The organism is Sphingosinicella sp. (assembly GCF_052388015.1).
Classification (GTDB): Bacteria; Pseudomonadota; Alphaproteobacteria; order Sphingomonadales; family Sphingomonadaceae; genus Allosphingosinicella.
Genome location: NZ_JBQTIN010000045.1, coordinates 1 through 25,522 on the forward strand (window position 1 = coordinate 1; position 25,522 = coordinate 25,522).

General features: G+C 68.0%; 26 protein-coding genes. 16 read left to right on the forward strand and 10 right to left on the reverse strand.

Features of this window, described 5'->3' with window-relative positions:
- A partial coding sequence (locus ACT4N3_RS04015; protein WP_444853973.1) for a pantoate--beta-alanine ligase occupies positions 1-146 on the reverse strand: 146 nt, incomplete at its 3' end.
- 89 nt (positions 147-235) lie between these two features.
- Between ACT4N3_RS04015 and ACT4N3_RS04020 the strand changes: the two genes are divergently transcribed.
- The 4 genes from ACT4N3_RS04020 to ACT4N3_RS04035 are packed head-to-tail and all read left to right on the forward strand — an operon-like array spanning position 236 to position 2,932.
- Positions 236-1,039: a division plane positioning ATPase MipZ gene (locus ACT4N3_RS04020; RefSeq protein WP_444853921.1), complete on the forward strand. Its 804-nt coding sequence runs from the start codon at positions 236-238 to the stop codon at positions 1,037-1,039.
- Positions 1,036-1,302, forward strand: coding sequence for a DnaJ domain-containing protein (locus tag ACT4N3_RS04025; protein ID WP_444853922.1), 267 nt, complete (start codon positions 1,036-1,038; stop codon positions 1,300-1,302). The genes ACT4N3_RS04020 and ACT4N3_RS04025 overlap by 4 nt, the downstream gene beginning before the upstream one ends.
- Entirely contained in the window at positions 1,299-2,681 is a 1,383-nt protein-coding gene (gene pgmG, locus ACT4N3_RS04030) for a phosphoglucomutase/phosphomannomutase PgmG (protein ID WP_444853923.1), read from the forward strand. Before ACT4N3_RS04025 ends, pgmG begins: the two co-directional genes overlap by 4 nt.
- Positions 2,678-2,932: a hypothetical protein gene (locus ACT4N3_RS04035; RefSeq protein ID WP_444853924.1), complete on the forward strand. Its 255-nt coding sequence runs from the start codon at positions 2,678-2,680 to the stop codon at positions 2,930-2,932. Before pgmG ends, ACT4N3_RS04035 begins: the two co-directional genes overlap by 4 nt.
- Positions 2,933-2,934: 2 nt before the next feature.
- Here the strand turns inward: ACT4N3_RS04035 and ACT4N3_RS04040 are convergent, their stop codons facing one another.
- The 3 genes from ACT4N3_RS04040 to ACT4N3_RS04050 all read right to left on the reverse strand — a co-directional run bounded on the left by ACT4N3_RS04040 (position 2,935) and on the right by ACT4N3_RS04050 (position 4,858).
- Positions 2,935-3,618 carry a Fic family protein gene (locus ACT4N3_RS04040; protein WP_444853925.1) on the reverse strand — a complete coding sequence of 228 codons (684 nt, stop codon included), beginning with the start codon at positions 3,616-3,618 and terminating at the stop codon, positions 2,935-2,937.
- On the reverse strand, positions 3,615-3,785 hold the full coding sequence (locus ACT4N3_RS04045; RefSeq protein ID WP_444853926.1) for a hypothetical protein: 171 nt from the start codon (positions 3,783-3,785) through the stop codon (positions 3,615-3,617). The genes ACT4N3_RS04040 and ACT4N3_RS04045 overlap by 4 nt, the downstream gene beginning before the upstream one ends.
- A 74-nt stretch (positions 3,786-3,859) precedes the next feature.
- Positions 3,860-4,858, reverse strand: coding sequence for a ligase-associated DNA damage response exonuclease (locus tag ACT4N3_RS04050; protein WP_444853927.1), 999 nt, complete (start codon positions 4,856-4,858; stop codon positions 3,860-3,862).
- A gap of 198 nt (positions 4,859-5,056) precedes the next feature.
- Between ACT4N3_RS04050 and ACT4N3_RS04055 the strand changes: the two genes are divergently transcribed.
- The 6 genes from ACT4N3_RS04055 (at position 5,057) to pdeM (ending at position 12,417) form a co-directional block, all read left to right on the forward strand.
- Positions 5,057-7,474 (forward strand): ligase-associated DNA damage response DEXH box helicase, encoded by a 2,418-nt coding sequence (locus ACT4N3_RS04055; RefSeq protein WP_444853928.1) that lies wholly within the window; start codon positions 5,057-5,059, stop codon positions 7,472-7,474.
- Between the two features lie 50 nt (positions 7,475-7,524).
- Positions 7,525-8,718 carry a dipeptidase gene (locus ACT4N3_RS04060; RefSeq protein WP_444853929.1) on the forward strand — a complete coding sequence of 398 codons (1,194 nt, stop codon included), beginning with the start codon at positions 7,525-7,527 and terminating at the stop codon, positions 8,716-8,718.
- Between the two features lie 74 nt (positions 8,719-8,792).
- On the forward strand, positions 8,793-10,898 hold the full coding sequence (locus ACT4N3_RS04065; RefSeq protein ID WP_444853930.1) for a PAS domain S-box protein: 2,106 nt from the start codon (positions 8,793-8,795) through the stop codon (positions 10,896-10,898).
- 119 nt (positions 10,899-11,017) lie between these two features.
- Positions 11,018-11,467: an Hsp20 family protein gene (locus tag ACT4N3_RS04070; protein ID WP_444853931.1), complete on the forward strand. Its 450-nt coding sequence runs from the start codon at positions 11,018-11,020 to the stop codon at positions 11,465-11,467.
- Positions 11,468-11,569: 102 nt separating this feature from the next.
- Positions 11,570-11,716: a hypothetical protein gene (locus ACT4N3_RS04075; RefSeq protein ID WP_444853932.1), complete on the forward strand. Its 147-nt coding sequence runs from the start codon at positions 11,570-11,572 to the stop codon at positions 11,714-11,716.
- Positions 11,717-11,754: 38 nt separating this feature from the next.
- Positions 11,755-12,417: a ligase-associated DNA damage response endonuclease PdeM gene (pdeM, locus tag ACT4N3_RS04080; RefSeq protein WP_444853933.1), complete on the forward strand. Its 663-nt coding sequence runs from the start codon at positions 11,755-11,757 to the stop codon at positions 12,415-12,417.
- Between the two features lie 29 nt (positions 12,418-12,446).
- Here the strand turns inward: pdeM and msrB are convergent, their stop codons facing one another.
- Complete coding sequence (msrB, locus tag ACT4N3_RS04085; protein WP_444853934.1) at positions 12,447-12,938, reverse strand: peptide-methionine (R)-S-oxide reductase MsrB; 492 nt, start codon at positions 12,936-12,938, stop codon at positions 12,447-12,449.
- A 9-nt stretch (positions 12,939-12,947) separates the two neighbouring features.
- Positions 12,948-14,684: an aminodeoxychorismate synthase component I gene (gene pabB, locus ACT4N3_RS04090; RefSeq protein ID WP_444853935.1), complete on the reverse strand. Its 1,737-nt coding sequence runs from the start codon at positions 14,682-14,684 to the stop codon at positions 12,948-12,950.
- Positions 14,685-14,726: 42 nt separating this feature from the next.
- On the opposite strand from pabB, the gene ACT4N3_RS04095 reads away from it, so the two are divergent.
- Positions 14,727-16,103: an L-serine ammonia-lyase gene (locus ACT4N3_RS04095; RefSeq protein ID WP_444853936.1), complete on the forward strand. Its 1,377-nt coding sequence runs from the start codon at positions 14,727-14,729 to the stop codon at positions 16,101-16,103.
- 3 nt (positions 16,104-16,106) lie between these two features.
- Here the strand turns inward: ACT4N3_RS04095 and ACT4N3_RS04100 are convergent, their stop codons facing one another.
- The 3 genes from ACT4N3_RS04100 to ACT4N3_RS04110 are packed head-to-tail and all read right to left on the reverse strand — an operon-like array spanning position 16,107 to position 19,064.
- On the reverse strand, positions 16,107-17,108 hold the full coding sequence (locus ACT4N3_RS04100; protein ID WP_444853937.1) for an anion permease: 1,002 nt from the start codon (positions 17,106-17,108) through the stop codon (positions 16,107-16,109).
- Complete coding sequence (locus ACT4N3_RS04105; RefSeq protein WP_444853938.1) at positions 17,108-18,220, reverse strand: DUF47 family protein; 1,113 nt, start codon at positions 18,218-18,220, stop codon at positions 17,108-17,110. Before ACT4N3_RS04105 ends, ACT4N3_RS04100 begins: the two co-directional genes overlap by 1 nt.
- A 7-nt stretch (positions 18,221-18,227) precedes the next feature.
- On the reverse strand, positions 18,228-19,064 hold the full coding sequence (locus tag ACT4N3_RS04110) for an SAM-dependent methyltransferase (protein ID WP_444853939.1): 837 nt from the start codon (positions 19,062-19,064) through the stop codon (positions 18,228-18,230).
- Between the two features lie 159 nt (positions 19,065-19,223).
- On the opposite strand from ACT4N3_RS04110, the gene ACT4N3_RS04115 reads away from it, so the two are divergent.
- Together ACT4N3_RS04115 and ACT4N3_RS04120 are read left to right on the forward strand one after the other, a co-directional pair.
- Complete coding sequence (locus ACT4N3_RS04115; RefSeq protein WP_444853940.1) at positions 19,224-19,883, forward strand: MBL fold metallo-hydrolase; 660 nt, start codon at positions 19,224-19,226, stop codon at positions 19,881-19,883.
- Positions 19,884-20,016: 133 nt separating this feature from the next.
- Positions 20,017-22,629 (forward strand): TonB-dependent receptor plug domain-containing protein, encoded by a 2,613-nt coding sequence (locus ACT4N3_RS04120; protein ID WP_444853941.1) that lies wholly within the window; start codon positions 20,017-20,019, stop codon positions 22,627-22,629.
- Here ACT4N3_RS04120 and ACT4N3_RS04125 read toward each other — a convergent pair.
- On the reverse strand, positions 22,626-23,072 hold the full coding sequence (locus ACT4N3_RS04125) for an MAPEG family protein (RefSeq protein ID WP_444853942.1): 447 nt from the start codon (positions 23,070-23,072) through the stop codon (positions 22,626-22,628). The genes ACT4N3_RS04120 and ACT4N3_RS04125 overlap by 4 nt on opposite strands.
- Before the next feature lie 177 nt (positions 23,073-23,249).
- Here ACT4N3_RS04125 and rpmF point away from each other — a divergent pair, with 177 nt between their 5' ends.
- From rpmF to ACT4N3_RS04140, 3 genes are read left to right on the forward strand one after another with little or no spacing between them, the layout of a single operon-like run.
- Positions 23,250-23,429 carry a 50S ribosomal protein L32 gene (gene rpmF / locus ACT4N3_RS04130; RefSeq protein ID WP_444853943.1) on the forward strand — a complete coding sequence of 60 codons (180 nt, stop codon included), beginning with the start codon at positions 23,250-23,252 and terminating at the stop codon, positions 23,427-23,429.
- Between the two features lie 31 nt (positions 23,430-23,460).
- Positions 23,461-24,507, forward strand: coding sequence for a phosphate acyltransferase PlsX (gene plsX / locus ACT4N3_RS04135; RefSeq protein ID WP_444853944.1), 1,047 nt, complete (start codon positions 23,461-23,463; stop codon positions 24,505-24,507).
- Entirely contained in the window at positions 24,504-25,463 is a 960-nt protein-coding gene (locus ACT4N3_RS04140; RefSeq protein ID WP_444853945.1) for a beta-ketoacyl-ACP synthase III, read from the forward strand. The genes plsX and ACT4N3_RS04140 overlap by 4 nt, the downstream gene beginning before the upstream one ends.
- The last annotated feature ends 59 nt before the right edge of the window (positions 25,464-25,522 follow it).

Here is a 25,522-nt window from a genome sequence, read left to right on the forward strand (position 1 = left end):
TCGGCGCGGGCCCGCGCCTCGGCGACCAAGGCCATATGCCCGGCATGGAGCGCGCCCATCGTCGGCACCAGCGCCACCGCGCCGCCTTTCGCCCGCAGCGCGTCGATCTCCGCCCGGAGTTCAGCGATGTCACGGATGATTTGCACCGCCGGGGGGCCTCCGATAGAGCGACGTCAAGAGCGCGGGCTTCTGGCCGCGCGCGGGTGCAAGATCAAGCGTTCGGGGCTTAAAGACGATGGCCGGCAGCGGGCCGCATTTCCTCGTTTTCGCCAATGAAAAGGGCGGCACCGGCAAGTCGACGACCGCGGTGCACTGCGCCGTCGCGCTCGCCGCCGAAGGGCGCAAGGTCGCAGCGATCGACCTCGACACGCGCCAGCGCACCCTGGGCCGCTATCTCGACAATCGCGCCGCGACCTTGCGGCGGCTCGGCATCGACCTGCCGATGCCGGCTTATGCGACTTTCGATCCGGCCAAAGGCGAGAGCCTCGCCGAAGCGGTCGCCCGAATCGGCGATGGCGCGGAGGCGGTGGTGATCGACACGCCCGGCCGCGACGATCCGCAGGCGCGCGCGGCGATGGTGATGGCGGACATCCTGGTGACGCCGATCAACGACAGCTTCGTCGATCTCGACCTGATCGGCGAGGTCGATGCCGAGACCTACAGGGTGCGCCGGCCGAGCTTCTACGCCGAGCTGGTCTGGAACAGCCGGACCGAGCGCGCCAAAACGCAGGGACGGAGCGTCGACTGGGTCGTGCTCCGGAACCGGCTGCAATATGTCGAGGCGCACAATATGCGCCGGGTCGGCGCGGCGCTCGATGAATTATCGCGCCGGGTCGGCTTCCGGGTGATTCCCGGCCTGAGCGAGCGGGTGATCTATCGCGAGCTCTTCCCCAAGGGCCTCACCTTGCTCGATCTGCCCCAGATCGGCCAGGCGGGCATCGCCCATATCGCCGCCCGGCAGGAATTGCGCGAAATGATCGCCGGCCTCGGCCTGCCCGAAGCCGCGCCAAGCATGGCCCCGCTGCAGGCGGCCGAATGATCGCCAAGCTTGCCATCCTGCTCGGCCTCGTCGCCATCCTCTATCTTTGGTGGCGGCGGCGCGCGGTGGCGGCGAGCGCGATGCGGCCGGCCGAGGCGCGCGCCATCCTGCAGATTTCGGCCCGGGCGAGTGTCGAGGAGGTGCGCGAGGCGCATCGCCGGCTGATCGCCAAGGTCCATCCCGACGCCGGTGGTTCGGCCGATCTCGCGCGGCGGGTCAACGCCGCCCGCGACACCCTCTTGAACGAACTGAAAAGACGATGAGCCATGTTTTCGATCCGACGTCGCTGCGCGAATATGACATTCGCGGCGTCGTCGGCAAAACACTGTCCGAAGCCGACGCTTATGCGCTGGGCCGCAGCTTCGGCACCCTCGTCCGCCGTGCCGGCGGCGTGAAAGTCGCGGTCGGGCGCGACGGGCGGGAAAGCTCGCCGATGATGGAGGCCGCCTTGGTGCGCGGCCTCAACGAGAGCGGCGTGAGCGTCGTCCGGGTCGGGCTCGGGCCGACGCCGATGCTTTATTATGCCGCGGCCGAACTGGGCGTCGACGGCGGAATCATGATTACCGGCAGCCACAATCCGGCCGACTATAATGGCTTCAAGATGGTGCTGGGCGGCGACGCCTTTTTCGGCGCCCGCATCCAGGAGGCCGGGCGGATGGCCGCGGCCGGCGATTGGGAAAGCGGCACCGGCGGCGCCGAGGATGTCGAGATCATGGACCGTTACGTCGATCGGCTGTTGAAGGGCTTCGACGGCGCGGCGTTCCGGATCGGCTGGGACGCCGGCAACGGCGCCGCCGGGCCGGTGGTCGACAAGCTCGTCGCGCGGCTGCCGGGAGAGCATCACACGCTCTACACCGACGTCGACAGCCGCTTCCCCAACCATCACCCCGACCCGACAGAGGAGAAGAACCTCGCCGATTTGAAGGCGCTGGTGGGGGAGAAGCGCCTCGACTTCGGCCTCGCCTTCGATGGCGACGGCGACCGGATCGGCGCGGTGGACGGCACCGGCCGCGTCGTCTGGGGCGACCAGCTGCTGTCGATCCTCGCCGAGCCGGTGCTGAAGGCCGAGCCGGGCGCGACGATCATCGCCGACGTGAAGGCGAGCCAGGCTTTATTCGACCGCGTCGCCGAGCTCGGCGGCGAGCCCTGCATGTGGAAGACCGGCCACAGCCTGATCAAGTCGAAGATGAAGGAGACCGGCGCCCCGCTGGCCGGCGAGATGAGCGGCCATATCTTCTTCGCCCAGGATTATTACGGTTTCGACGACGCGCTTTACGCCGCGGTGCGGCTGATCCGCGCCGTGACGCAGCTCGGCGGCTCATTGACCGCGCTGCGCTCCGCGATGCCCGACCTGGTCAATACGCCGGAGATGCGCTTTCAGGTCGACGAGAGCCGCAAATTCGCGGTGGTGGACGAGGTGCTGGACCGGCTCGCGGCGTCGGGCGCGACCGTCGACCGCACCGACGGCGCTCGGGTAAACACGCCGGACGGCTGGTGGCTGCTGCGCGCGTCGAACACCCAGGACGTGCTGGTCGCCCGCGCCGAGGCGAAGGACCAGGCCGCGCTCGATCGGCTGCTCGGCCAGATCGACGGCCAGCTCGCACTTTCCGGCCTCGCGCGCGGCCCGCAGGCCGGCCATTGACGCCGAAGCTGCACGCCGAGGCCTTGATCTTCTGCCTCGCCTGGGCGGCGCTGGCGACCCTCGCCTTCGTCCGCGCCGGCTATCTCGCCGGATCGGTCATGTCGGTCGGCTTGCTGCTGCTGATCATGCCGGCGAGCAGCCTCGTCCTCGACCGCACCGGCGATTTGGCCCGCGAGCGGCAGGTGCGCTGGGGGCTGCTATCTTTTTCGGCGTTGGGTTTAGCGATCTGGTTAAGTACCAGTCAGAATTGAGGCTAATGGAATTTGCGTGTGGTGGACGGATCGGTTTCGGCCGACGTAGCCGCTTCCCACGCATTCATCAGCTGGTCGGCAAGGTAACTTTCCAGAAGATCGGTCATCGGCGTGAGATCGAATCGATTTCCGTCACAGCTGCCGTCGATGGCCTCAAGCGCTGCATAATAGGGCGTTTTGTTCTGCGCGATTAGCTCGGGAATTGTTACCCGCCCCGGCAGTCGGGATTTAACTTTCGCACATAGGACGAGATACGCGACGGCTCGAGAGGTGCGGCCATTGCCGTCGTCGAAGGGGTGAATCCAGTTGAGACGCCACATCACATAGGCGCTAAGCTCCAAGGCGGTCCGTCGCTCCCATTCATCATTCACCCAATCGCACATCTCCTCAACCAGACCTGAGACCAGATGCTCTCGTGGCGGTACATGCTTGCTTTGGCCGATCTTGACCGCGCTGGGCCGCCAGTTGCCCGCGTATCGTGACAAACCGTCTAGGGCGAGCCGATGGAGAGACTGGACCGCGGAAACGCGCAGCTTGAAGGGCCGGTCGTCGCGTTCGACAGAGTCGATCATATCGAGCACCGCATCGAACTGGCGGACAGCATTCTCTGCTTCCCGCTGGGCACGCTCAATCTCATCCTCGATCAGCGACGGTTCTTCGGCCTCGCTATGTCGTTCGTCGGTCATGCCTTTCTGATGCGATCCGCCGCCTCATCAACCATCTTCTTGGTAACGCGTTCATTTTCGATATGCGCGTTACCGTAGGCGAAACTGCGACGCTGAGCCTCACGGTCGGCGTTCGACATGCGAACAGTTTTGGCTTTCTCAATTAGCTTTTCGAGCCGCTTCGTCATCATTTTTCCTTCCAGGGCCTCTTGCCGGTGCAAGGGCGCCTCCGTCAATGCGCACCGTCGCATCATCCCCTCGTTCAGTCGTCCTCGTCCTCATAGCCGACGAGATTGAGCTCCCGCGCCTTGATCTGGCGCGTCATGCACCAATGCTTCAGCGCCTCCTCACGGCCATGGGTGATCCAGACCTCCTTCGGCGCGACCTCGCCGATCGTCCGGGTCAGCTCGTCCCAGTCGGCATGGTCGGAGACGATCAGCGGCATCTCGACCAGCCGCTGCCGGGCCCGCTGGCGCACCCGCATCCAGCCCGAGGCCATGGCGGTGATCGGATCGGGCAGGCGGCGCGACCAGCGATCATTGAGCGCGCCGGGCGGCGCGAGGACGATGCGGCCCTTCAGCTCGTCCTTTGACGCGTCGGTGGCGGGGCGCAGTTCGCCAAGTTCGACACCGAATTGCGCGTAAAGATCGCAAAGCCGCTGCAGCGCGCCGTGAATGTAGATCGGATCGCGGTGCCCGCGGCCGCGAAGCTCCATGATCAGCCGTTGCGCCTTGCCGAGCGCATAGGCGCCGACCAGGATGCAGCGATCGGGATTGTCGTGGAGACGTTGGAGGAGCCGGTCGACCTCCTCCCCGGTCGCCGGATGGCGGAAGACCGGCAGGCCGAAGGTCGCCTCGGTGATGAAGATGTCGCACGGCACGGGCTGGAACGGCGCGCAGGTCGGGTCCGGCCGGCGCTTGTAATCGCCGGAGATGACGATCCGCTCGCTTTGGTGCTCGAGCACGATCTGGGCGGAGCCAAGCACGTGGCCGGCGGGCACGAAGCTGGCCGTGACATCGCGCAGCTTCAGCGATTCGCCATAGGCCATGGGCCGTCCGTTCTGCGGCCCGTAGCGACAATCCATGATCGCCAGCGTTTCCGGCGTCGCCCAGACCTCGCCATGGCCGCCGCGCGCATGATCGGCATGGCCGTGCGTCACCAGCGCCCTGGGCTTGGGCTGCGCCGGATCGATCCAGGCGTCGGCGGGCCGGACATAGATGCCTTCCGGATGAGGCTCGATCCAGGAACCGAGACGGGCCATGGGAGCCTATATGGCCGCGATGGCGAACAGTTCCGAGTCTTCCGTCTCCCCTCCCTTTCAAGGGAGGGGCTGGGGGTGGGTCAGCAGGCTGGCGGCTCGACGCCGCAAGCCTGTTCCGTCGCTGGGCAAAGAAGGTTCGTATTGGCGCGCGGACGCGCGCACCCACCCCTCGATCCCCTCCCTTGCAAGGGAGGGGAGATGACGGGGGCGCTGCCGGCTGTCCTGAACGATTGGTTCGCCAGCCGCGGCTGGGCGCCGAGACGCCATCAGTTCGAGATGCTGGCGGCGGCGCGGGCCGGGCGGAGCGCCCTGCTCGTCGCGCCGACCGGGGCGGGCAAGACGATGGCGGGTTTCCTCCCCAGCCTGGTCGAGCTGATCGAGCGGCCGACCGACGGGCTGCACACGCTCTACGTTTCGCCGCTGAAGGCGCTCGCGGTGGACGTTCAGCGCAACCTGCTGACGCCGATCGCGGAGATGGGCCTTGATATCAGGGTCGAGACGCGCACGGGCGACACGCCCTCCGATCGCAAGGCGCGGCAGCGGGTGCGGCCGCCGCAAATGCTGCTGACGACGCCCGAGTCGCTCAGCCTGCTCCTCTCCCACGAGGACAGCGCCTTGCTGTTCGCGCACCTCTCGACCATCGTCATCGACGAGGTGCATGCGTTCGCCAGCGGCAAGCGCGGCGACCTGCTCAGTCTCGCCATGGCCCGGCTGCAGACGCTGGCCCCAGGCCTGCGCCGCGTCGCCCTTTCCGCGACGGTCGCCGATCCCGAAGCCTATCAGGGCTGGCTCGCGCCGCATGGCGATATCGAGAGCGTCGATGTCGTGCTCGGCGATCCGGGCGCGGACGCCCGGCTTTCGATCCTGCTGCCCGAAGGCGACAGGATTCCCTGGGCCGGCCATTCGGGACGCTGGGCCGCGGCAAATGTGATGCGCGAGATCGAGCGGCACCGGACGACGCTCATCTTCTGCAACACCCGCAGCCTCGCCGAGCTGATCTTCCAGGATCTCTGGGCGATCAACGAGGCGCATCTGCCGATCGGCATCCATCACGGCTCGCTGGCGCTGGAAGCGCGGCGCAAGGTGGAAGAGGCGATGGCGCGTGGCGAATTGCGCGCTTTGGTCTGCACCGCCAGCCTCGATCTCGGCGTCGATTGGGGCGATGTCGATCTCGTCATTCAGATGGGCGCGCCCAAGGGCTCGTCGCGCCTCACCCAGCGGATCGGCCGCGCCAACCATCGGCTCGATGAGCCCTCCGAGGCGATCGTCGTTCCCGGCAACCGCTTCGAATATCTCGAGGCGCGCGCGGCGCTCGACGCGATCGAGGATGGCGAGCTGGACACCGAAGCCTTCCGTCCCGGCGCGCTTGATGTGCTCGCCCAGCACATAATGGCCGTCGCCTGCGCCACGCCGTTCAGCGAGGAGGAGCTGCTGGAACAGGTGCGATCATCCGCGCCTTATGCGGGCCTCTCCGAAGAGCTTTTCCGCGCAATCCTCTCCTTCATCGAGAGCGGCGGCTATGCGCTCAAGGCCTATGACCGCTTCCGCCGGATCACCAAGGGGCCGGACGGACGCTGGCGCGTCTCGCATCCCAGGTTCATCCAGCAGCACCGGATGAACGCCGGGATCATCGTCGATGCGCCGCTCTACAATGTGCGCTTCAAGAATGGTCGCCAGCTCGGCACGGTCGAGGACAATTTCGCCGAGACTTTGAGCCCCGGCGACACCTTTTTCTTCTCCGGCCTGGTGCTGGAGGTTGAACGAATCCTTGGCATCGACCTGATCGTCCACGCGACCAGCAAATCGGCGCGGATCCCGACCTATATGGGCGCGCGGATCGCGATCAGCACCAATCTCGCCGAGCGGGTCCGCGCCTTCCTCCACGACCGCGCGCAATGGCCGCGCTTCCCCGATCCGGTGCGCGAATGGTTGCGCGTGCAGGATTATCGCTCGGTCATCCCGGCGCCGGACCAATTGCTGGTCGAAACCTTCCCGCATGAGGGCGTCCATTACATGGCCGCGTACAGCTTCGAGGGCTGGAACGCGCACCAGTCGCTCGGCATGCTGATCACCAAGCGGATGGAGAGCGCGGGGCTGAAGCCGCTCGGCTTCGTCGCCAACGACTATGCGCTCGCCTGCTTTGGGCTGGAGCCGATCGACGATCCGAAGCCCCTCTTCTCCGCCGACATCCTGGAGAAGGAGTTTGTCGAATGGGTCGAGGGCTCGCACCTGCTGAAGCGCGCCTTTCGCGAGGTGGCGGTGATCGGCGGGCTGGTCGATCGCCACCATCCCGGCAAGCGCAAGTCCGGCAGGCAGGTCACCTTCTCGACCGACCTCATCTACGATGTGCTCCGCCGCTACGAGCCCGATCATCTGCTGCTGAAGGCCGCCTGGGCCGACGCGCGCGAGAAGATGACCGATGTCGGCCGCCTCACCCGTCTGCTCGACCGGGCGCAGCACACGATGCTGCATGTCCCGCTCGACCGTGTCTCTCCGATGGCGGTGCCGGTGTTGATCATGATCGGCCGCGAGCGGGTCGCGCAGGGGACGACCGACGACCTGCTGCTGATCGAGGCCGAGACGCTCGCGGCGGAGGCGATGCGCCTCGACGCTTGACCGGGGCCGGCCGTCTCCGCTCTATGCGCGCGCCCACAAGGAGACATTTCATGCGTATCCTGCTCGCGCCCGTTCTGGCCCTGGCGCTCGCCATTCCCGCCTCGGCGCAGAGCGACGTGACGCCGGATGTGCGCGAGATGCATGAGCGGATGCTGGTCCTCGACACCCATCTCGACACGCCGGCGCGGATGGACGACGGCAGCTGGGATTTCTCGGAGCGCCACCGCAACGAATGGGACAACAGCCAGGTCGATCTGCCGCGGATGGTGGAGGGCGGGCTCGATGGCGGCTTCTTCGTCATCTACACCCGCCAGGGCGATCTCACCCCGGCCGGCTACGCGTTGGCCCGCGACGCCGCTTTGGTCCGCGCCGCCGCGATCCGCCGGGTGATCGGCGAAAATCGGGAGCATATGAGCCTCGCGCTCACCGCCGCCGACATCGAGCGGCTGCACCGCGAGGGGCGGCGGATCGCCCTCATCAGCATGGAGAACAGCTGGCCGCTCGGCGAGGATCTGACGCTGCTGACCACCTTCTACCGCCTCGGCCTCAGGATGGCCGGCCCGGTCCACAACGGCCACAACCAGTTCGCCGACTCGGCCAGCGAGGCGCCGCGTTCGAACGGGCTCTCGGCGCTCGGCCGGCAATGGGTTGCGGAGATGAACCGGCTCGGGATCATCATCGACGGCAGCCATTCGGCGGACGCGACGATCGACCAGATGATCCAGCTGAGCCGCGCGCCGATCGTCCTTTCGCATCACGGCCCGCGCGATCTCTACGATCATCGGCGCAACATAAACGACGAACGGATGCGCCAGCTCGCTCAATCGGGCGGCGTGATGTTCATGAACACGCTTTTCCTCGGGCCGAACGACAATAGCGACGCGCGCAACGCGCTCGACCGCCGGCAGGAACGCTGGGGCAGCCTGTCGCCGGCCGAGCGCCGCCAGCTGCTCGCCGACGTCGCCGCGCAGGACGCGCGCACGCCGCGCACCTCGATCACCTTCGACATGTTCATGGCGAGCGTGATGCACGCGATCCGGGTGATGGGCGTCGATCATGTCGGTCTCGGCGCGGACTGGGATGGCGGCGGCGGCGCGATCGGCATGGAGGACATTTCGCTGCTGCCGCGGATCACCGCGCGCCTCCGCCGCGAGGGCCTGTCGGAGCGCGACATCGCCAAGGTCATGGGCGGCAATCTGGTGCGGGTGATGCGTCGGGTCGAGGAGGCCGCCGCGCGGCGCTGAACCGGGCTTTTCACCGCGACGGCACCGGATTAGTCTTGCTTCGGGGCGGGAAGGTGCGTGGAGTGTCACGTCCGATGGAGTCCGTCCCGCCCGCGACCAACCCCGCGCCATCCTTCGCCGGGATGACCGGAGCGGCGGCGCGCGACCACGACTGGGCGAAGACGCCGCTCGGCCCGCGCGCGCAATGGCCGCAATCGCTGAAGACCGCCGCCAGCATCGTCCTTCACTCGAACATCCCGATGCTGATCGGCTGGGGCCCGGACCTCATCGTCATCCACAATGACAGTTATGGCGAGATCCTGGGCGACCGGCGGCCGGCGCTGGGAAAGCCGCTCAGAAACGTCTGGGCCGACATCTGGGACGTGGTCGGCGACAATGCGGCGCGGGTGATGGCCGGCGAAACGGTGTTCATGGAATCGGCGCCCCGGCCGCTGCGGCGCGACGGCGAAGTGCACACCGCCTGGATCACCTCCTGCTACAACCCGATCCGTGGCGAGGACGGCGAGATTGCCGGCATCTTCGGCGTGGTCACCGCGGTCAGCGGCGACGAGCAGGCGGCCCTGCGGCTGCGCGAAAGCGAGGAGCGCTTCCGGCTGATCGCCGATTCCGCGCCGGTGCCGATGTGGGTGACCAGGCTCGATCGCACCCGCAGCTTCGTCAACCGCGCTTATGTCGATTTCCTCGGCATCACCTACGAAGAGGCCGTCACCTACGACTGGCGCGACATCATTCATCCCGAGGACGCGCCGCGCATCCTCGCCGAATCGCTCGCCGGCGAGGCGAGCCTTGAGCGCTTCGTGCTGGAGGGACGGTTCCGGCGCGGCGACGGCGGCTGGCGCTGGCTGCGCTCGATCTCGCAGCCGCGCTGGGGGCCGGGCGGCGAGCATATCGGCTTCATCGGCGTCGCCTACGACATCAGCGAATGGAAAGAGGCCGAGGAGACGCTGCGCGAGATCAACGACCGGCTGGAGCGGGCGGTCGCGGCACGCACCGCGGACCTCCAGGCGGCGCTCGACCGGGTGCAGGCCGAGATGGGCGAGCGCGAGCGGGCCGAAGAGGCGCTCCGCCAGGCGCAGAAGATGGAGGCGGTCGGCCGGCTGACCGGCGGCATCGCCCACGATTTCAACAATCTGCTGACGCCGGTGATCGGCGGGCTGGAGATGATCGTCGGGGCGCTCGACGACGACCGGCTGAAGCGGTTGGCCGAGGGCGCGCTCGACTCGAGCCGGCGCGGCGCCAAGCTCACCACCCAATTGCTCGCCTTCTCGCGCATCCAGCAGCTCAGGATGGCGCCGGTCGCGGTCGACGCTGTGATCGCCAATCTCGGCCAGATCCTGAGCCATTCGATCGGCGCGGGCATCGAAATCAGGATGGCGCTCGCCGCCGGCGCGCCGGCTTTGTGCGACGAGAACCAGCTCGAGAACGCGATCCTCAACCTCGCGATCAACGCCCGCGACGCGATGCCGGACGGCGGCGTGCTCGCCATCTCGACCGACCTGACCTGCGAGCCCGCCTGCCCCGATCTGCCCGAAGGCGATTATGTCCGGATCAGCGTCGCCGACACCGGCTCGGGCATGCCGCCCGAGGTGGCGTCGCGCGCGATCGAGCCCTTCTTCACGACCAAGCCGTTCGGCCAGGGCACCGGGCTGGGCCTCGCCCAGGTTTATGGCATCGCCCGCCAGGCCGGAGGGACGCTGAGGATCGAAAGCGACGAGGCGACAGGCACGACCGTCCACGTCATCCTGCCGCAAGCCGGGCAGGCGGCGGCCGACGAGGAGCGGGCCGCGCCCGGCGGACCGACGCCGCGCATGCCGGCGGCGCGCATCCTGATCGTCGATGACGACCCGGACGTGCGCGCCTTCCTCGCGGGCGCGGTGACCGATCTCGGCCATGCCGTGCGCGAGGCGGTGGACGGTCCGGCGGCGCTCGCCGCGCTCGACGATGGCGCGCCGGACCTGATGCTGGTCGATTTCGCGATGCCCGGCATGAATGGCGCCGAGGTGGCGCGCGCCGCCCGCCGGAAGTTTCCCGCATTGCCGATCATCTTCGTCACCGGCTTCGCGCAGAGCGACCAGCTCGACGCCGGTTTCGCCGACGTGCCGTTGCTCAAAAAGCCCTTCGGCATTGCGGCTTTGGCAAACGCCATCCGGGCCGCCTTGCCGGCAATCCAAGGGTCTTGAAGGCCCTTTTTCTCGGCCTAGATTCCTGATGCGGGGATTGGCTTGGCCGCGGCCAGCGCCATCCGCCGCGACGGCGCCCGACCGGGGCCGTCTGACACCGTTGCTCAATGGAGGACATGATGAGAGGCCTTGATTTCACCCCTTATCGCCGCGCGACCGTCGGTTTCGACCGGCTGTTCGATTTCCTGGAAAGCACGGGCCGCGCCGGCGAGGACAATTACCCGCCGTTCGACATCGAGAAGCTGAGCGACGACGCCTATCGCATCACGCTCGCCGTCGCCGGCTTCCGCCGCGACGAGCTGGACATCGTCAATCAGCAGAACATGCTGACGATCACCGGCCGCAAGGCGGAGAATCGCAACCGCGACGGCAGCTTCCTGCATGTCGGCATCGCCACCCGCGCCTTCGAGCGGCGCTTCGAGCTCGCCGACTTCGTCCGCGTGACGAGCGCCGACCTCAGCGACGGCCTGCTCACGATCGAGCTGGTGCGCGAGATCCCGGAGGCGATGAAGCCGCGCCGGATCGACATCGGCGGCGCCGCGCCGGCGGACGAGACTCAGCCCGCCTGACCGTCCGACCGGCTGAATGGAGGCCCGGCGCCCGCGCGGCGCCGGGCTTTTTACGATCCGTTTACGGGGTCGATCCTAGCGTCTCGACCGGAGGAAAGCCCGGTGTCGAGACTGCTGGCCGCAATACGCAACCCCTATGTGCTGATCGGCCAGGGCTTCCTGCTCGGCGGTCTGGTCGTGCTGGCGGCGCAAGGCGGTCGCGAGGCGGTTGCCGCCCCGGCGCCCGCGCCCGCCTCCACCAGCCGATGAGTGCTTGAACCGGAGCGCGGCGCTTTTATAGCGGCGCGATGGTTCGCTTTTCGTTCTGCGGTCATGAACTGGCGGCTTTGCCCCAAGGCGCTCTCTTCTGGCCGGCGCGGCGCGCACTGCTGCTCGCCGATCTTCATCTCGAGAAAGCGAGCTGGTTCGCCCAAAGCGGGCAGATGCTGCCGCCTTACGATTCGCTCGCCACTTTGAGCGACGTCGCGGCGCTGGCGGCGGCCTTCGCGGCCGAGGAAATCTGGTGCCTGGGCGACAGCTTCCACGACCGCCACGGCTGCGACCGGCTGCCCGAACGCCCGCGCGGCATGCTGCTGGCACTGACCGCGACGACACGCTGGACCTGGATCGTCGGCAACCACGACCCGGGATTTGCCGACCAGTGCGGAGGCGCGTTGCTCGATGAGGCGATCGTCGATGGACTGGTGCTTCGCCACGAAGCGGAGCCCCGCGAGACGCGGCCCGAGCTTTCCGGCCATTTCCACCCCAAGCTACGCATTACGCATCGCGGCCGATCGGTCTCGCGCCGCTGCTTCGTCGCGACGACAAGCAAATTGATCCTGCCCGCTTTCGGCAGCCTGACCGGCGGCCTCGACGCACGCCACCCGGAGATTGTCCGCGCGCTCGGCGCGCCGGCCGAGGCGCTGGTGCCGGTGCAGGACAAGCTGCTGAGATTTCCTCTCGCGGCCTAATGATCCTCCCCTCGAATTCGAGGGGAGGATTAAGCGGCGCGGAAGGTCATCGCGACGCCGTTCATGCAGTAACGCTGGCCGGTCGGTGGCGGGCCGTCCGGGAAGACATGGCCGAGATGGCCGCCGCAGCGGGCGCAATGGACCTCCGTCCGCGCCATGCCCAGGCTGCGGTCGGTGCTCGTGCCCACGGCGCGCGGCAGCGGCCGGAAGAAACTCGGCCAGCCGGTGCCGCTGTCGAACTTCGTCGCCGAGGAGAAGAGCGGATGGCTGCAGCCCGCGCAATGGAAGGTGCCGCGGCGATGCTCGCGGTCGAGCGGGCTCGTTCCCGCCCGCTCGGTCGCATGGCCGCGCAGCACCGCATATTGCTGTGGGTTGAGCCGGCGGCGCCATTCGGCGTCGGTCAGCCGGAACGGGAAGTTGTCGCGCTGCGCCTCGACCTGGCGACCGCCGACGAACAGAGCGACGCCCGCGCACAGGGCCGCGCCGGAAACGCCGAGGAAGGTGCGCCGGTCGATCGCCATGCGCTTGCCTTAGCTGGCAACGCCTGAACCGGCGCTTGCCAGCCGGGCGCGAATCAGCCCGCGCGCGCTGTTGCCGATCCAGAAGCCGCCGGCGAGATCGCCGGGCCGGAGATCGGCCTCGACCGCGCGCGTCCTTTCGATCAGCTCCTCGCGCAACACGCCGGGAAGCAAGCCGCGCGCCAGCGGCGGGGTGAGCAGTTTGCCGTCGCGCTCCACGAACAGGCTGGTGAAGCTGCCCTCGGTCAAGAAGCCGTCCGGATCGACGAACAGCAGCTCGAAAGCGCCGGTATTGGCTCTCGCCTCATCGTAGTGAGCGCGGTCGCTCGTTTTGTGACGAAGGCGGAAGTCCTGCGGCGAAACGGGCAGCGGCGCCAGGGCCACGACCGCCGGCGCTTCCGGCGCGACCGGCAGCGGCCTGATCTCGATCGCCATCGCGCCGCTCGGCGACAGCGCCAGGCGGACCAGGCTGGGGGCGGCGCGGAAGGTCGCGGCCTGCAGCTCGTTGCGCGCCTCGTGCCGGTCGAAGCGGAAATCGAACGCCTCGGCGCTGCGCTTCATCCGCTCGAGATGCCGGTCCAGCCGCGCGAGGCCGGTGAGCGGATCGAAGGCCATCGTCTCGATCAGATCGAACCTCTGCCTGCTCGCCACGAACGCTCCCTTCGCCAGACACTCACGCCACTCGCCGTCCGGATCGCTGTCGGCGACGATGCCCGATCCCAGCCCGATGCGCGCTTGCGTTTCGCCGGCGCGCAGCGTCAGGGTGCGGATCGCCACATTGAAGCGCGCCGCGCCGTCCGCTTCAAGCGCGCCGATCGCGCCGCAATAGACGCCGCGCGGCTCCGGCTCGAGTCCGGCGATGATCTCCATCGCCCTGATCTTCGGCGCGCCGGTGATCGAACCGCAGGGAAAGATCGCTTCGAGAAGGTCGATCGCGTCGCGGCCGTCCTCCAGCTCGGCGGTGACGGTCGAGATCATCTGCAGCACCGTCGGATACGTCTCGACCTCGAACAGCGCCGGCACCTTCACGCTGCCTGGCCGGGCGAGCTTCGACAGATCGTTGCGCAGCAGATCGACGATCATCAGATTTTCCGCGCGGTTCTTGGCGTCGCCGCTGAGCGCCGCGGGGTCGGAACCCGGCGGCGCGGTGCCCTTCATGGGCCGGGTCGTCACCCGGCCGTCCTTGAGCGTGAAAAAGAGCTCGGGCGACCCGCTGAGCAGCCAGTGATCGCCGGTGAACACGAGCGCGCCATGCCCGGCGCGGGCGCGGCGCCGTAGCCCGGCATAGAGCGCGAGCGGATCGCCGAGCGCCATGACCTCGGCCTGGAAGGTGAGGTTCGCCTGATAGACGTCGCCGGCCAGGACATGGTCGAGGATTCGGCGGACGGCGGCGCGATAATCCGCCGCCTCGACCAGCGGCCGGGGCCGGCTCAGCCAGCCGCCCGCCGGGTCCGGCAGAAAGGTCGCCGGATCGATCCGCTCGATCCGGTCGAACAGGCCGAACCAGAGCAAAGGCGGCGCATCGTCGCCAAGCGCGCCGGCGAGCGGCGCGAGCTTCGGCTCCAGCGCATAGCCCGCCGCATAGGCGATGAAGCCCGCCGCGCTTTTCCCCCGCAGTCGCGCGAGGCCATCGCGGACCTCGGCCGGCTCGCGCGCCGCGACGATCTCGCGCGGCGCGGCGTGCAGCCATGTCTCGCCGCCCGGCCGCGCATCGTCGAGCAAAACGAAGGGGCCGTCCGGCCTTGTCACTTCAGGCTCCGGGGTTCATGTCGCGCGCCGAGGAGAGGCCGCTTGGTCTGCAGCACGTTCGACCTGTTCAAGATCGGGGTCGGCCCGTCGAGTTCGCACACGATGGGCCCGATGACGGCCGCCTGCCGCTTTGTCGAGGCGCTGCGCGAAAAGAACCTGCTGGAGCGGGTCGAGCGGGTCGAATGCGATCTTTACGGCTCGCTGGCGCTGACCGGCAAAGGCCATGCGACCGACCGCGCCGTCCTGCTCGGCCTCGCCGGAGAGCGGCCGGACCGGATCGACCCCGACGCCGCCGAGCGGCTGGTGTTCGCGATCCGCGAAACCGGCCGGCTGAAGCTGGGCGGCAGCCATGCGATCGCGTTCGACGAGGCGCGCGACCTGCGCTTCAACCAGCGCGAGAAGCTGCCCCACCATAGCAACGGCATGCGCTTCACCGCGACGACGGCGGACGGCGAGAGCGAAAGCGCGGTCTATTATTCGGTCGGCGGCGGCGCGGTGGTCGACGAAAGCGATGTCGCCCGCAACGCGCCGCCCGAAGGCGGCTGGGATATGCCCTTTCCGTTCAGTTCGGGCGAGCAGCTGCTGGCGATCGCCGGGCGCGAAGAGCTGGCGATCGCCGATATCGCGCGCGCCAACGAGCGTGCCGGCCTCTCCGACGAGGAGATCGACATCCGGCTCGACGCGATCGACGCGGCGATGGCGGCCTGTATCGACCGGGGCATCGGGCAGACAGGCATCCTCCCCGGCGGCCTTAACGTGAAACGCCGCGCGCCCGGCCTCTACCGGCTGCTCACCGAGCGGGCCGAACGGGCGCTGCAGGACCCGCTGACGGTCATCGACTGGGTCAACCTCTGGGCGCTGGCCGTGAACGAAGAGAATGCGGCCGGCGGCAAGGTCGTCACCGCGCCGACCAATGGCGCGGCAGGCATCGTGCCGGCGGTGCTGCGTTACTATCAACGCTTCACCCCGCGGGCGACGCAGAACGGGACGCGCGTCTTCCTGCTGACCGCGGCCGCGATCGGCTCCTTGTTCAAGGAGAATGCCTCGATCTCCGGCGCCGAGGTCGGCTGCCAGGGCGAGGTCGGCGTCGCCTGCTCGATGGCGGCGGCGGGCCTGACCGCGGCGCTGGGCGGCACGCCGGGGCAGGTCGAGAATGCCGCCGAGATCGGCATGGAGCACAATCTCGGCCTCACCTGCGATCCGGTCGGCGGGCTGGTCCAGGTGCCGTGCATCGAGCGCAACGCGGTCGGCGCGGTGAAGGCGATCGAGGCCTCGCGTCTCGCTCTGGTCGGCGACGGGTCGCACCGGGTCAGCCTCGACCAGGTGATCGAGACGATGCGCAAGACCGGCCTCGATATGAACGAGCGCTACAAGGAAACCAGCCTCGGCGGGCTCGCGGTCAACGTGGTGGAATGCTGACCGCTAGAACAGTCGCGTAACGCCGTAGGTGAGAGCGGCGATCGCCGCGCTCGCCGGGATGGTGACGAACCAGGCGATGACGATATTGCCGGCGACGCCCCAGCGCACCGCCGAGGTCCGCCGCGCGGCGCCGACGCCCATGATCGAGCCGGTGATCGTGTGCGTGGTCGAAACCGGAATGCCGAACCAGGTCGCGCCGAACAGCATCATGGCGCCGCCGGTTTCCGCGCAAAAGCCCTGATGCGGCGTCAGGCGGGTGATCTTCGAGCCCATCGTATGGACGATCCGCCAGCCGCCCATCAGCGTGCCCAGCCCCATCGCCGCCTGGCAAGTGATCACCACCCAGAAGGGGACATGGAAGTTGCCGCCCAGATAGCCCTGGCTGAACAGCAGCACGGCGATGATCCCCATCGTCTTCTGCGCGTCGTTGGCGCCGTGGCCGAGCGAATAAGCGGCGGCCGAGAGCAGCTGCAGCCGGCGGAAAGTGCGGTCCGCGGTGATCGGCGCGACCGGCTTGAACAGCCACGAGGTGAGGATCACCAGCAGGATCGCCAGCACCATCCCGAACAAAGGCGCGAGGAAGATGAACGCCGCGGTCTTGAGCACGCCCGAGGCGACGATCGCGCCGACGCCGCCGGCCGATATGCCCGCGCCGACCAGGCCGCCCACCAAGGCATGGCTGCTGCTCGACGGGATGCCGAGCCACCAGGTCAGCAGGTTCCAGACGATGGCGCCGGTCAGCGCGCCGAAGATCACCGCCGGCGTGATCACGTCGACGGTGACGATGCCCTTGCCGATCGTGTCGGCGACATGGAGGCCGAAAAACAGGAAGGCGATGAAGTTGAAGAAGGCCGCCCAGACGACGGCGAGCTGCGGCGAAAGGACGCGGGTCGACACGACGGTGGCGATCGAATTGGCCGCGTCGTGCAGGCCGTTCAGGAAATCGAACGCCAGCGCGACGCCGATCAGCGCGACCAGCAGAGTGAAGGGAAGCGCCCCGTCCATCAGGCGTGGTCGATCACGATGCCCTGAATCTCGTCGGCGACATCCTCCAGCCGGTCGAGAACGCGCTCGATATGAGCGTACACCTCCCGGCCGACGACGAACGCCATCGGCTGCTCCTTATGCGCCTGATAGAGCGCCTTGAGGCCCTCGTCGTGCAGCTCGTCCGCCTTGCCTTCGAGATGGACGATCTGCTCGGTGATCTCGTGCAGCCGGTGGCCGTTGCGGCCGACATTCCTGAGCAGGGGAATCGCCTCGCGCACCAGCCGCGCCGCCTCCTGCGCCTGGCGGCTCATCTCCAGCATCTGGGGCTCGAACCGGTCGACCTCGAACAGGGTGATCGCCTTGGCCGTTTGCCACATCTCGTCAAGCGCGGTGTCCATCGCCGAGGTGAGCGCGGTGATCGCGCTGCGGTCGAACGGCGTGATGAAGGAACGGCGCACGGCGACCAGCACGTCGCGGGTCACGTCGTCGGCGGCATGCTCGTGATGGGCGATGTCGCGGCAGGATTCGGCGATCCCGACTGTGCCGGCGAGCATCTTCTCCATCGCGTCGGCGCCCTGGACGATGATGTCCGCGTGACGCTGGAACATGTCGAAGAAGCGATCCTCCCTCGGCATGATGGCACGCAAGGCCTTGAGCATCCCGAATCCCCCGAATCGCGCCACGCCTTTAAGCCGCGCCAGCGCCGGCGAATAGTCCGGGCCGGGCGGCGGCTCGAACGACAGGATCAGCTGCCGCAAGCTGCGCTCGGCGACCGACGCCGCGGCGTCGGCGATGGTGAACCAGCGGCATTCGCGTTGGCCCTTCTCGGGCCAGTCGCCGAGCTGGCGCGCCACCCGCATCGGATAGATGAGGACGCTGGCCGGCGTCACGGCCCCGCCGCGCTTCTGCTTGACGTAGCGATAGGTGCCGATCGGCTCCGGCGCGACCTCGCCTTCGACGCCGCCCTCCTCATGGGCCTCGCGCGCCGCCGATTCGGCCCGGCTCAGCCCGGCGACGCGATTGCCCTTGGGCACGATCCAGCGCCCGGTCTCGCGCGAGGTGACGAGCAGCACCCGAACCTGGCCGTCCGGCTCGACGCGATAGGCGAGCGCGCCATATTGCTCGATCATCGCAGCCTCAGCTTGCGCGCCGGGCGCGCCAGCCGGCCGGTCCGCCAGCTGGGTCGGGGACGATCGAATCGCCTTCGACGAGGCCGCGATAGGTGCGCGGGCCGGCCGGCATATCGACGGTGAAGCTGAAATTTGCGCCGCGCAGCGTCGCGTCGCGCAGCACCATCGTCCGGCCGCTCCCGGCAAGCGTGCCGGTCACCTGCTGGAAGCGCTGGTCGAGCGCCATGGCCATGGTCGCGCCGCCGTCGGTCAACGTCCAGTCGCCGCCGACCACGGCGGGGACGATCCACAAATAGATATTCCGCCCGCCGATGACGCGATGGGCGTCCGGCTGCCAGTCGCCCATCGTGAAGGCGTGGGTGACGACCCTTGTGCCGGGCCGCAATTCGGTCAGCAGCCGGGGCCTGAGGCGCAGGTTGATTGCCGGCAGCAAATAGGCGGTGACGACGTTCGCCTCGCGGATCGGCGTATCGAAAATATCCTGGCGGCGGAACGTGGCCCGCGTCTGGACACCGGCGAGCTGGGCGGCGGCATAGCCTTCCGACACGCGCACCGGATCGATGTCGACGCCGAGCGCCCGGGCGCCGCGCCGCGCCGCCGCGACGACGATCCGCCCGTCGCCCGAGCCGAGATCGATCAGAGTGTCGCTTGGGCCGAGCTCAGCGAGATCGAGCATCGCCTCCACCACCGGCCGCGGCGTCGGCACATAGGGGACGTCCAGATCGGGCTCGGCCGGCGCGACCGGCGCGGGATTGAACGGCGCGATGCCGCCACCCTGGAAGGTGCAGGACGACAATGCCGCAGCAAAGAGGCAGGCGAGGAGCGGCGGGGTCGTTCTCGGCATCATTTCATCATCGTCATTGCGAGGAGCGAAGCGACGAAGCAATCCAGTTTCCTCTGCCGCCCAGCTGGATTGCTTCGCTGCGCTCGCAATGACGGTCCCGGCGGCCCAGAGGCGCGGCGCGCGCTTGTATCCTCCCGTCCATCACGCCATCTGGCGGCGATGACGACGCCCCCGCTCAAAGCCGCGATCCTGCCGGTGACGCCGCTGCAGCAGAATTGCTGCCTGATCTGGTGCACGCGGACGATGCGCGGCGCCTTCACCGATCCGGGCGGCGATCTCGACCGGCTGAAGGCCGCCGCGGCCAAGCATGAGGTGACGATCGAAAAGCTGCTCCTCACCCATGGCCATATCGACCATTGCGGATCGGCCAAGATCCTCGCCGACGAGCTCGGCGTGAAGATCGAGGGGCCGCACGAGGCGGACCGCTTCTGGATCAGCCGGCTGGAGGATGACGGGCGCGCCTACGGCATTCGCGGCAAGACGTTTGAAAGCGACCGCTGGCTGGTCAACGGCGATCAGGTCACGGTCGGCGCGCTTACCCTCGACGTCTATCACTGTCCCGGCCACACGCCGGGCCATGTGGTCTTCCACCATCCGGCATCCAGGCTGGCGATCGTCGGCGACGTGCTGTTCCAGGGCTCGATCGGCCGCACCGACTTCCCGATGGGCAATCACCAGGATCTGCTCGACGCGATCACCCAGCGGCTCTGGCCTTTGGGCGACGACACTGCCTTCGTCCCCGGCCACGGCCCGATGAGCACTTTCGGCCAGGAGCGGCGGACAAACCCGTTCGTCGCCGACCGGGTGCTCGCCGGCTGAAGCGAAGTGTGGCGTGGCGACCACTCGTCCGCGAGAACCGCGTTCGCCGCACCGGAATTCGCTTTTGCCCTCGCGGCAAACGCGCGAAGCTGGGCGAAGCGGATTCCGCAGTCAGGAACATGGGGGTTGAACGATGAACCTATCTCGCGCGCAGCTGCTTTCGACGCTTTCTCTGCTTGGCCTTTCGGTCGGCTCCCCGGCGCTCGCTCAGCCGCCTGCCGAAACGGCCGCGGCCGACGACCAAGCGATCATCGTCACCGGCACGCGCCGCACCGATCGGACAGTTGCCGACAGCCCGGTGCCGATCGATGTCATCACGTCCGACGCGCTGAGCCAGAGCGGCTATACCGAGACGAATCGGCTGCTCAACCAGTTGGTCCCGTCATTCAACTTCCCGCAGCCGTCGATCACCGACGGCACGGATACGGTGCGTCCCGCCACGTTGCGCGGCTTGAGTCCCGATCAGACCCTGGTGCTGATCAACGGCCGGCGGCGCCATCCGACCGCCCTGCTCAACATCAACGGCTCGGTCGGACGCGGATCGGCGGCGGTAGACCTCAATCTCATCCCCGCCATCGCGATCAGCCGAGTCGAGGTGCTGCGCGACGGCGCGGCCGCGCAATACGGCTCGGACGCGATCGCGGGCGTGATCAATTTCCAGATGTCCACCCTGCGTGAAGGGGCACGTTTCGCCGTCACCGCCGGCCAGTATCGCAGCAGCGTCGAGGGCATTCCGGAAGTCACGGGCGTGGCGACGGGAGCGGGCGGAGAGCCGGTGATAGCGCCGGACGGCACGCTCGTTTTGATCAATACCGGTCGCGACCGGCGGGTGACGGACGGCGAAACCTATACGATTGCAGGGCTGGTCGGCATTCCGCTGGGCCCGGAGGGCCACATTACCATCGCCGCCGATTACCAGGATCGCGCTGCGACCAACCGCACCGGCTATGATCCGCGCCGCCAGTATAATCTCGTCGGCGGCGTCACCGATCCGCGCGAGTTCACGTTCAACCGCCTCAGCCATCGCTATGGTGACGCGCGCACCGACGACATGCGGCTATTCGTCAATGCGGGCCTGCCGCTGGGCGAAGCGATCGAGCTCTACGGCTTCATCAGTTACGCCACCCGCGACGGCAATAGCGGCGCCTTCTACCGGCTCGCCAACGACGCTCGAAACATCCCGGCCATCTACCCGAACGGCTTCCTGCCCAATATCAACACCGAGCTTGAGGATGCCTCCGGCACCCTGGGCTTGCGCGGCGAGCTGGGCGGCTTCCGTTACGACCTTTCGGCGACCCGCGCCCGCAACGCCTTCGACTTCACGATCACCAACACGCTCAACCGCTCGCTCGGGCCCACCTCGCCGCAGCGCTTCGACAGCGGTGGGCTGCGCTACACCCACACCTTGTTCAACCTTGACCTGACCAGACAGCTCGCGGTGTCCTTTTTCGAGAACCTAACCCTCGCGGCCGGCCTCGAATATCGCGAGGAGACGTTCCGCGTCCGGTCGGGCGAGCCCAATTCCTATATCGGCGGCGCGTTCGGCGGCGCCTCAGGAGCGCAGGGCTTCCCCGGTTTCGCGCCCGTGATCGGCGGTCAAGCCGTCAATCAGCGGCGCGAGCGGCACAATATCTCCGCTTATGCCGAGCTGGACGCCGACGTTTCGGACAACTTCACCGTCCAGATCGCGGGCCGCTACGAGGATTATAACGACTTCGGCTCTGACATTAACGGCAAGATCGCGGCTCGGTTCGAGCCGGTCCAGGGCCTTGCGCTACGCGGCGCAATCTCGACCGGCTTCCGGGCGCCCTCGCTGCAGCAGCAATTCTTCGCCGCCCAGGCGACCAACAATGTCGGCGGTGTGCTGCTGGAGACGGTGACCCTCCCCGTGGACAACCCGATCGCCATCGCGCTGGGGGCGACCCCGCTCGAGCCGGAGACTTCGATCTCCTATTCGGCCGGCCTCGTGTTCAACATGATCCAGGGGCTCAACGTCACGCTCGACGTCTACCAGGTCGACATCGACGATCGCATCGTCGTCACCGACAATCTGACCGCAACGCGCGACGCCGCCGGCAATCCCAGCGGGGCCGATCCCGGCCGGACGATCGCCCAAATCCTCAACAATGCGGGCTTTCGCAGCACCAACGCAGCGCGCTTCTTCGTCAACGGCGTCGATACGAGGACGCGCGGCTTCGACGCGATCGCCACCTATCGCTGGATGGCGGGCAATTTGGGACGGCTGACCTTCACCGCGGGCTACAATTACAACGAAACCGATCTTCAGCGCATTCTCGCCGCGCCGGGGCCGCTCGCGAACGTTCCCGGCCTCATCCTGTTCGGCCGGCAGGAGCAGATACGCCTGACCGACGGCCAGCCGCGCAGCCGGATCAATTTCGGCATCGACTTCGAACGCGGGCGTTTCGAGCTGACTGCGCGCGCGAATCGCTATGGCCGGGTCCTCGCCGCCGGCCTCGATCCCTTCCTCGACGTCCAGCTCGAGGCGAAATGGGTCGCCGACCTCGAAGCACGGCTGCGGCTCGGCGAGCATGTCAGTGTGGCGATCGGCTCCAACAACATCTTCGACGAATATCCGACAATCGTGCCCACCGGGCGCGGCGTCGATCCGGTGACGGGCGCGGCGCGCAACTATCCGGCGACCAACTATGTCGCGCCCTGGTCGGCCTTCTCGCCGTTCGGCTTCAACGGCCGCTTCGTCTACGCCCGGCTCGGCGTGCGGTTCTAGCCGGCGACCGCCGCGCTCCGCGCCGCCGGAAGCGTCACGCCGGTCGAGATCGGCGGCGCCTGATAGGCGATCAGGATGGCGTGGAGGCCGAGGCCGATGAGGACGAGCCAGCTGACGCCGATGCCGCCGACCCGCAGGGGATTCGCCCCCGGCCGGTCCATGCCGAAGGCGTGGGCGATGCGCGCCAGGATGAACAGGATCGCGGCGGTCCAGAGGATGAGGTTGCCGCCGCTCGCCAGCTCGAGCACCGCAAGCAGGATCAGGAAGATCGGCACGTTCTCGGCGAAATTGGCGTGAGCCCTCATCCGGCGCAGCAGGATTTCGTTGCCGCCGTCGCCGAAGCCGATCTTGAGCGGGCGCCGCAAGCGGCTGACGCGCAGGCTCAGCCAGACGTGGAGGATGGCGGCCGCGCCGGCCATGGTCAGGGTGATCTGCAGGATCATGGGCTTGCTCCCTCGCGCCGCGCCGCTTCGCACGGCGGGGCGATGCTTGCAACCGGAGCCGAAATCGCTATAGCCCGCCGCTTCGCGCGAGAGCAGACGGCCAGCAGCCGGCGGCCATACCGCCGCCCAGCCCCGGCGCTCGCATCGTCGATCTGAAGATTTTGAGAGAACAGGCACATGGCCGTCCCCAAGAGAAAAACCTCGCCGTCGAAACGCAACATGCGCCGCAGCCACGACGCGCTGAAGGTCACCCAGTTCCAGGAATGCCCCAATTGCGGCGAGCTTCGCCTGCCGCACAATGTCTGCCAGAGCTGCGGACATTATAAGGGGCGTGAAATCCTGAAGACCGAGGCGTAAGACAGCCCCGCATCTTCAGGGGAGAGCTGGATTGGGAACCGCGCCGCGGATCGCCATCGACGCGATGGGCGGCGATACCGGCCCCGACGTGATGCTCGCCGGCGCGGCGCTGGCTTTGGCCCGGCGCGACGACCTTCGCTTCCTGCTGTTCGGCGACGAGGCGGCGGTCAGGCCGGTGCTCGATCGGCATGACTCGCTCGCCCGCGTCAGCGAGATCGTGCACTGCCCCGACGTCATCTCCGGCGACGACAGGCCGAGCCAGGCGATCCGCCGCGCGAAGACGACCTCGATGGGCCGCGCCATCGCGGCGGTGAAGGAGGGCGATGCCCAGGCGGCGGTCTCCGGCGGCAATACCGGCGCGCTGATGGCGATGGCGAAGCTCGCGCTTCGCACCATGCCGGGCATCCACCGCCCGGCGCTCGCCGCCTTGCTGCCGACATTGGGCGACAATGACGTGGTGATGCTCGATCTCGGCGCCAACCCCGACTGCGCCACCGACAATCTCGTCCAGTTCGCGGTCATGGGCGCGGCCTATGCGCGGGTGGTGCTGGAGCTGGAGCGGCCGCGGGTGCAGCTGCTCAATATCGGCACCGAGGAGCTGAAAGGCACGGACGAGCTCAAGGCCGCGGCCGCGATCCTGCGCGCGTCGGACCATCTGCACATGCGCTTCGAGGGCTTCGTCGAGGGCGACAAATTGTCGCGCGGCGACGTGGATGTGATCGTCACCGACGGCTTCTCCGGCAATATCGCCCTGAAATCGCTCGAGGGGACGGCGCGGTTCGTCACCGACCTGCTCAGGCGCGCCTTCACCAGCTCGGTGCGCTCGAAGATCGGCTTCCTGATCTCGCGCCCGGCGACCGAATTGCTCCGCCACCATCTCGACCCGAACAACCACAACGGCGCGGTCTTCCTCGGCCTCAACGGCCTCGTCGTGAAGAGCCATGGCAGCGCGACCGACAAGGGCGTCGCCAACGCGATCCGCGTCGCGGCGCGAATGGTGCGCGAGGACATCACCCGCAAGATCACCGAGGATCTGGCCAACGTCTCGGCCCGCGCCGCCGAGGGAGAGGCGGCATGAGGCGCTCGCGGATCGCCGGCACCGGATCGGCGCTGCCGGCGCGGCGGGTGACCAATGCCGAGCTGGCGGAGCGGGTCGACACGACCCACGAATGGATCGTCGAGCGCACCGGCATAGAAGCGCGCCACATCGCCGGCGACGGCGAGACGACGGCGACGCTCGCCACCGAGGCCTCGCAGAAAGCGCTTGCCGCGGCCGGGCTGGAGGCGGACCAAATCGGCCTCATCGTCCTCGCCACGGCGACGCCCGACCAGACCTTCCCGGCCAGCGCGACGCGCGTGCAGGCGATGCTCGGCATCAACGACTGCATCGCCTTCGACGTGCAGGCGGTGTGCACCGGCTTTCTCTACGCACTGTCAGTCGCCGACAATATGGTGAAGGGCGGCATGGCCGATCATGCGCTGGTGATCGGCTCCGAGACGTTCAGCCGCATCCTCGACTGGGAGGACCGGGCGACCTGCGTGCTGTTTGGCGACGGCGCCGGCGCGGTCGTGCTCTCGGCGGTGGAAGGCGAGAATCAGGGCATCCTCGCGACCCGGCTTCATGCCGACGGGCGGCAGGGTGACCTCCTCTATGTCGATGGCGGCGTCTCGACCACCGGCACGGTCGGCAAGCTGCGCATGCAGGGCCGCGAGGTCTTCCGCCATGCGGTCGTCAACCTCGCCAACGTGCTCGGCGAGACGCTCGCCGCGGCGGGGCTCGAGATTGGCGAGATCGACTGGGTGGTCCCGCACCAGGCCAACAAGCGCATCCTCGACGCCACCGCGAAGAAGCTCGGCCTTGCGCCGGAAAAGGTGATCGTCACCGTCGACCGGCACGCCAACACGTCCGCCGCGTCCGTTCCCTTGGCACTCGACACGGCGGTGCGCGACGGGCGGATCAAGGCCGGCGACCTGCTCGTGCTGGAGGCGATGGGCGGTGGCTTCACCTGGGGTGCGGCGGTCGTCCGCTATTAAGGACCCAGACCGACCATCGGTCCCTCATTGCGGCGGCGTAACAGCCGCGTTGCGCTGCC

Excerpts from the sequence above, each read along its gene's own strand:
- ACT4N3_RS04020 (WP_444853921.1), top strand. The coding sequence starts at position 236 with ATGGCCGGCAGCGGGCCGCATTTCCTCGTTTTCGCCAATGAAAAGGGC.
- ACT4N3_RS04025 (WP_444853922.1), top strand. The coding sequence starts at position 1,036 with ATGATCGCCAAGCTTGCCATCCTGCTCGGCCTCGTCGCCATCCTCTAT.
- pgmG (WP_444853923.1), top strand. The coding sequence starts at position 1,299 with ATGAGCCATGTTTTCGATCCGACGTCGCTGCGCGAATATGACATTCGC.
- ACT4N3_RS04040 (WP_444853925.1), bottom strand. The coding sequence starts at position 3,618 with ATGACCGACGAACGACATAGCGAGGCCGAAGAACCGTCGCTGATCGAG.
- ACT4N3_RS04045 (WP_444853926.1), bottom strand. The coding sequence starts at position 3,785 with ATGACGAAGCGGCTCGAAAAGCTAATTGAGAAAGCCAAAACTGTTCGC.
- ACT4N3_RS04050 (WP_444853927.1), bottom strand. The coding sequence starts at position 4,858 with ATGGCCCGTCTCGGTTCCTGGATCGAGCCTCATCCGGAAGGCATCTAT.
- ACT4N3_RS04055 (WP_444853928.1), top strand. The coding sequence starts at position 5,057 with ATGACGGGGGCGCTGCCGGCTGTCCTGAACGATTGGTTCGCCAGCCGC.
- ACT4N3_RS04060 (WP_444853929.1), top strand. The coding sequence starts at position 7,525 with ATGCGTATCCTGCTCGCGCCCGTTCTGGCCCTGGCGCTCGCCATTCCC.
- ACT4N3_RS04065 (WP_444853930.1), top strand. The coding sequence starts at position 8,793 with ATGGAGTCCGTCCCGCCCGCGACCAACCCCGCGCCATCCTTCGCCGGG.
- ACT4N3_RS04070 (WP_444853931.1), top strand. The coding sequence starts at position 11,018 with ATGAGAGGCCTTGATTTCACCCCTTATCGCCGCGCGACCGTCGGTTTC.
- pdeM (WP_444853933.1), top strand. The coding sequence starts at position 11,755 with ATGGTTCGCTTTTCGTTCTGCGGTCATGAACTGGCGGCTTTGCCCCAA.
- msrB (WP_444853934.1), bottom strand. The coding sequence starts at position 12,938 with ATGGCGATCGACCGGCGCACCTTCCTCGGCGTTTCCGGCGCGGCCCTG.
- ACT4N3_RS04100 (WP_444853937.1), bottom strand. The coding sequence starts at position 17,108 with ATGGACGGGGCGCTTCCCTTCACTCTGCTGGTCGCGCTGATCGGCGTC.
- ACT4N3_RS04105 (WP_444853938.1), bottom strand. The coding sequence starts at position 18,220 with ATGATCGAGCAATATGGCGCGCTCGCCTATCGCGTCGAGCCGGACGGC.
- ACT4N3_RS04110 (WP_444853939.1), bottom strand. The coding sequence starts at position 19,064 with ATGCCGAGAACGACCCCGCCGCTCCTCGCCTGCCTCTTTGCTGCGGCA.
- ACT4N3_RS04115 (WP_444853940.1), top strand. The coding sequence starts at position 19,224 with ATGACGACGCCCCCGCTCAAAGCCGCGATCCTGCCGGTGACGCCGCTG.
- ACT4N3_RS04120 (WP_444853941.1), top strand. The coding sequence starts at position 20,017 with ATGAACCTATCTCGCGCGCAGCTGCTTTCGACGCTTTCTCTGCTTGGC.
- ACT4N3_RS04125 (WP_444853942.1), bottom strand. The coding sequence starts at position 23,072 with ATGATCCTGCAGATCACCCTGACCATGGCCGGCGCGGCCGCCATCCTC.
- rpmF (WP_444853943.1), top strand. The coding sequence starts at position 23,250 with ATGGCCGTCCCCAAGAGAAAAACCTCGCCGTCGAAACGCAACATGCGC.
- ACT4N3_RS04140 (WP_444853945.1), top strand. The coding sequence starts at position 24,504 with ATGAGGCGCTCGCGGATCGCCGGCACCGGATCGGCGCTGCCGGCGCGG.